The sequence below is a fragment of the Streptomyces sp. NPDC004609 genome, assembly GCF_042873655.1.
Taxonomy (GTDB): Bacteria; Actinomycetota; Actinomycetes; order Streptomycetales; family Streptomycetaceae; genus Streptomyces.
On the sequence record NZ_JBIALS010000088.1, the window covers coordinates 1 to 4,842 of the forward strand.

The following is a 4,842-nucleotide window of genomic DNA, read 5'->3' on the forward strand; positions in this document are numbered from 1 at the left end:
CCCGCCACGTGCCGGTCCTGCAATACAAGTGCCACCCCCCCCCCCCCCCGCCTAATGCCCGCCACCCTGTGGGCAAATTCGGGGCTCAACTAACCGCCGCCCCCCCCCCCGGGGGGGGGGGGGGGCGCCCGACGTCGTGTCACGGCTTCCGCGATGAACTTCCACCACCTCAATGCTGGTGGACCGACACCCCCGTGAGCTGATTGCCCTGCCGATTCCGCCGCTGCCTCCGGTGACAAGCGGGTGTGTTCCGGCCACTGGGGGTACGGCCGGAATGCTGTCTTCCGGCCTTTCGGGCGGCCCTGCATGCTGACTGGCAGGGTGCCATTCGAGCAGGACCGGAAAGGATCACGATGGGGAACTCGCGGAGAACTGCGGCGATGGGTGCCGTCTTTCTCACTCTGTGCGCCATGGGCCTGGTGTTCGCTCCCTCGGCGGCAGCCGATAAGAGTGATTGTCCCGAGGAGCACATATGTGTCTGGGACAACGGGACCTACTCCGGCTCTCCCGCCTGGCAGTCCACCACAGACCTGTACGACCTGTACTCGGCATCCGGCCTGTCGATCGTCAATAACACATCGAGCGACCTCCGCTTCAAAGTCGTCTATCGCTATGTCCCCCGTGAAACATGGATGATCGGCTGTCTGTACGCCCCGCCTGCCACAAACGCGCACGCCTTTCCCGGTAACAGCTCGTTCACCCTGGCCTGGACCCAAGTGGGCGTCATCTGCTGACCGACGCCATCCTGTCCCCGGCCGGTCATCGCGATCAGCGGAGCCGGCGTGATGGCTCGCCCCTGATCTCCACCCTCGGCAGCCCAGCCGCCGGCAACCCGGCCCGGAGCGGCGACGCCTGGTGCGTAGGCGGGGCAGGAGGCGATCGGGCCGGGCCAGGTGGGCCTGCGTCCACCGTTGGTGGGTGGGGCGGTCTCCGTCGATCATGTCGATGGTCGGCAGGCCGGCAGGCCGGCGGCCAGTCATACAGGGCGCGGGCCTTCGGCACTGTCGTCGCATGTCTGCTGGGGCGGTCGGCGAAGCCTCTGTCGTCTTCGGCACGCCACCGCCGGACCCCTGGTCCACTTGGCGATGCGGCTTCCCACGTCTCCTTTCGGTAATGCGCATTCGATAGAGGAGTGACAGTGAAAGCTGGCTTATTTTCCGCCCGGTCGAGAAGCGGCAGGGCCCGCGCTCTTTGGACGGTGGCGCTTCCGCTGGTCCTGCTGGCAGGTGTGGCCGCCTCCGCACAGGCGGCCACACCCGACCGGGAGACCCGGGCGGCCGCAGCGGCGACAGACCCGGACAGGCCCACCTGGCCCAGTGACCTCAAGGCGGTGGCGGTCACCGACACCACCATCACGATCAGCTGGACTCCTTCGACCGCGCCCGGTGGCATCGCCTACTACACGGTGAGTGTCGGCGGGCGCGACCGGGAACCCACGACCACGACGGAGACGAGCTTCACCGCCACCCAGCTCAATGTGGACACGGAATACACCTTCACTGTGGTCGCCAGAGGAAACAATGGGCTGGAAAGCTATCAGGGCCCCCACCTCAAGGCCCGTACGACGGGAACGGTTCCGGCGCCGCCCGCGAGCCCCGTCAAGATGGGAGTGTTTCCCGAGGACGACCAGGGGCCGCGGAACTTCGAGGTCAAGAATGTGGTGACCAGCGGAAGCGTCTCCAGGCTCACCCATCTCACCTATGCGTCCGGCAAGATCCGGAATGGCAAGTGCACCTTCGGTGACCCCTACCGGGCGCTGCAGCGCCTGGTCCCCGCCGAGCTGAGTATGGACGGCTGGCGCGACACCTCCGCCCAGGCGGTCAGCGGCAACATCAACCAGCTGCGGAAACTGAAGGAACTGCATCCGCACCTCAAGATCCTTTGGTCCTTCGGCGGCAGGGAGTATTCGGCGGGCTTCCCGCAGGCCCTCCAGAACCCGGCCGCGTTCGCCGCGTCCTGCGCCCAGATGATCAACAACCGCCAGTGGGCGGAGGTCTTCGACGGCATCGACCTGCACTGGGAACTCCCCGGCACATGCCCCGTGACCGCCGCCTGCGACACCGGCGGGCACGCCGCCCTGAGGACGCTGGCACAGGCCTCCCGTGCCGCGCTGGGAGACAATCTGCTCACCGCGACGATCCACGGCAACGCCGGCCGGGTGTTCCGCGGCGCCGACTACGCCGGAGCCGCCCAGTACCTCGACTGGATCAACGTCAAGTCCTACGACTACTACACCCCCACCTCGGGCTCCCAGGGCAGGGGACTCGCCTTCATGCACTCCACCCTGCACGGCGAAGGCGGCTGGTGGGACTATGCGGGCGGGGACGGCCACCGCACCTACCGGGAGCTGACGGCACGGGGGGTGCACCCCAACAAGATCGTCTTCGGTGTCCCCTCCCACGCCCGGGGATGGGAAGGCGTCCCAACCTCCAACCCCAACGACCGGGACTACGGACCCGCCTACGGCTCCCTGGGCAGAGGTATGGAGGACTACCGCACCATCAAGACCAAGTGCCCCGGGCCCCAGGTGGTCGGCGGTGCCGCGTACTCTCACTGCGGGCATGAGTGGTGGTCGTACGACACCCCGGTCTCTGTGGCCGAGAAGATGGCCTACACCAAGAAGTGGGGCCTGGGCGGCGCCTTTCTCTCCGACCTCCGCGGCGACACCGACGACGGTGAACTGCTAACTGCGATCGACAGCGGGCTGCGGTAGCACGACGAGCACCGCCGCGACGGTCAGGGGTCGTCTTATCCCGGTGTTTTATACCGCTATCGGGTGTTTGGTTTGTGGTGTCGGGTCGCGCCAGGAGATGGTGGCTTCGCCGGTGAGGTGGCGGGCCATGAGGTCGGTCATGGCGAGGTGGATCACGGCTTCGGAGCGGGCGGGCAGGGTCTCGTAGTCGCGGGGAGGCGGCGGTGGAGCGTCAGCCGGCCGTAGGTCCGTTCCACCGCCCACTGCTTCGGAATGGGGGTGAATCCCCTGGTCCCGGGGGTGCGGGCGGCTATCTCCATGTGGATGCCGAGCGTTGCTGCGTGCTCGACGAGATGCTGGCGCTAGCCACCGTCGACCCACACCTTGCGCAGGCCCGGGTGGTCGGCGGACACCGGTCGAGTAGGCGGGAGGGAACGGTTCGGATGGGGCGGAGGGGGCTGCGAAGTCGCTGTTGCGCCCCATCTGATCCTGTTTAATCCCAATGAGCACCAGTTCACTCCGAATGCTTCAGCTTCGGCCTCGCGCGCCCTATCAGGCCGCCAGAGCCTGCCGCCTCCTGGCAATATGAGCGAACGTCGGCGGTATCCCAGCGAGCTTTCCGATGCCCGATGGGCCCTGGTGGAACCGCTGTTGACGAGTTGGCGGGGACGACAAGGCCCGTCACGGACTCGACATCGGCACCCCGCCCCAGCACAACCTGCGTGACCTCCTTGACGCGACCCTTACGGGCCCCGCACCGGCATCCCCTGGCGCTACCTCCCGCACGACTACCCGCACTGGAACACCGTCTACGGCTACGTCGGCCGGTGGGAGCGTGACGGGATCTTCGAGGAGCTCAACGCCCTGCTGCGGCGCCGAGTGCGCGAAGACGAGGGCCGCACCCCGGAGCCGAGCGGCTTCGTCATCGACGCGCAGAGCGTGGAGACCTCCACCAATGTCCCCGCCCGCGAGCAGGGCGCTGACGTAGGCAAACGGATCGTCGGCCGCAAGCGCAGCATCATCATCGACACCACCGGCCTGATGCTCACCGTGCTCGTGACCGCCGCCAGTATCCAGGACTCCGTCGTCGGCGAACGCCTCCTCAACCGCCTCGCCGCCGACTACCCCGGCGTCCGCAAGGGCTGGGCTGACCGCGGCTACCGTGAATACCTCGTCGACCACGCCGCCCGCCTCGGCATCGACCTCGAAGTCGTCCGCCGCACCCCCGGCACCAAGGGCTTCACCGTCCTGCCCCGCAGGTGGGTCGTCGAGCGCACCCTGGGCTGGCTCATGCACCACCGCCGCCTGGGCTGCGATTACGAAGCCCTCCCCACCCGCTCCAGCGCCGTGATCCACCTCGCGGTGATCGCCCTCATGACCCGCCGCCTCACCCAAGAATCAACACCAACCTGGCGAGGTACCTGAAACACGATCCCCCGCTTCGGAACCAACCTGACGGACGTTCGCTTCCGACTGTTTCTCGGTGTTGTTGTGGGCAGCGCTGCGCGATACTCGTCCTGTGGAGTGGCACGAGCAGGCACAGGCAGCAGAGCAGATCAGTGATTGGGATACAGCTATCTCGCTGGTGAGCGCTCGTGCCGAGTGCTACTCCGCCGACTTCTACGCGCACGACAACCACCTATGGCACATGGATTTGCTCGTCCGTGCGGAGCGGTTCGACCAACTCACCGAACTCGCGCTCACAGACGTCCACGCACGTCGGAGACTCAACAGATCGCTTCACGAGCGCGGAATGGAGACGGTACTGCGCAACCGTGCCGATAACGGCGACCGCGATGCCCTGTATCGACTCGTGCGGCTGCTGTACGAGACAGGTCGGCCCCAGGAGGCCTGTCGCACGGTTCAGGACCTTGGACCTGAGGATGAGTACGCGCACCAACTCGTCGCGGACTTGCGCACACCTACAAGCGGTGCACGGTAGCGTTCCGCGCTCGGTCTGTCGTCCAGCTGTGGCGTTCCGGCCTGCCGGTGGCAACCTTCCCAGAGTGCCCGAAGGCCGACATCCGGCGTAATCATCCAGGCAGATTCTGGGGAAGGGGCCTTGACCCCGAATCCTGAACACACGAGAAACTGGATCCTGAGGATCTGAGAACGGACATCTCGTGGTCATGAAGAACTACCCGCCGGAG

At 66.7% G+C, this 4,842-nt stretch carries 3 protein-coding genes and 2 pseudogenes; 4 read left to right on the plus strand and 1 reads right to left on the minus strand.

Annotated features, from left to right (window positions below; all coding sequences use genetic code 11):
* The first annotated feature begins 410 nt into the window (after positions 1-410).
* Both ACFYT4_RS35965 and ACFYT4_RS35970 read left to right on the plus strand, forming a co-directional pair.
* On the plus strand, positions 411-734 hold the full coding sequence (locus tag ACFYT4_RS35965; protein WP_389279070.1) for a peptidase inhibitor family I36 protein: 324 nt from the start codon (positions 411-413) through the stop codon (positions 732-734).
* A 464-nt stretch (positions 735-1,198) separates the two neighbouring features.
* Positions 1,199-2,713 carry a glycosyl hydrolase family 18 protein gene (locus tag ACFYT4_RS35970; protein WP_389279073.1) on the plus strand — a complete coding sequence of 505 codons (1,515 nt, stop codon included), beginning with the start codon at positions 1,199-1,201 and terminating at the stop codon, positions 2,711-2,713.
* Positions 2,714-2,761: 48 nt separating this feature from the next.
* On the opposite strand, the pseudogene ACFYT4_RS35975 reads toward ACFYT4_RS35970, so the two are convergent.
* A pseudogene (locus ACFYT4_RS35975) lies at positions 2,762-3,105 on the minus strand (transposase); the annotation flags it as partial.
* A gap of 172 nt (positions 3,106-3,277) precedes the next feature.
* On the opposite strand from ACFYT4_RS35975, the pseudogene ACFYT4_RS35980 reads away from it, so the two are divergent.
* Positions 3,278-4,117: pseudogene (locus ACFYT4_RS35980) on the plus strand (IS5 family transposase).
* 94 nt (positions 4,118-4,211) lie between these two features.
* The gene (locus ACFYT4_RS35985; RefSeq protein WP_389279076.1) at positions 4,212-4,634 is read left to right on the plus strand and encodes a hypothetical protein; all 423 of its coding nucleotides are present in this window, start codon (positions 4,212-4,214) and stop codon (positions 4,632-4,634) included.
* The last annotated feature ends 208 nt before the right edge of the window (positions 4,635-4,842 follow it).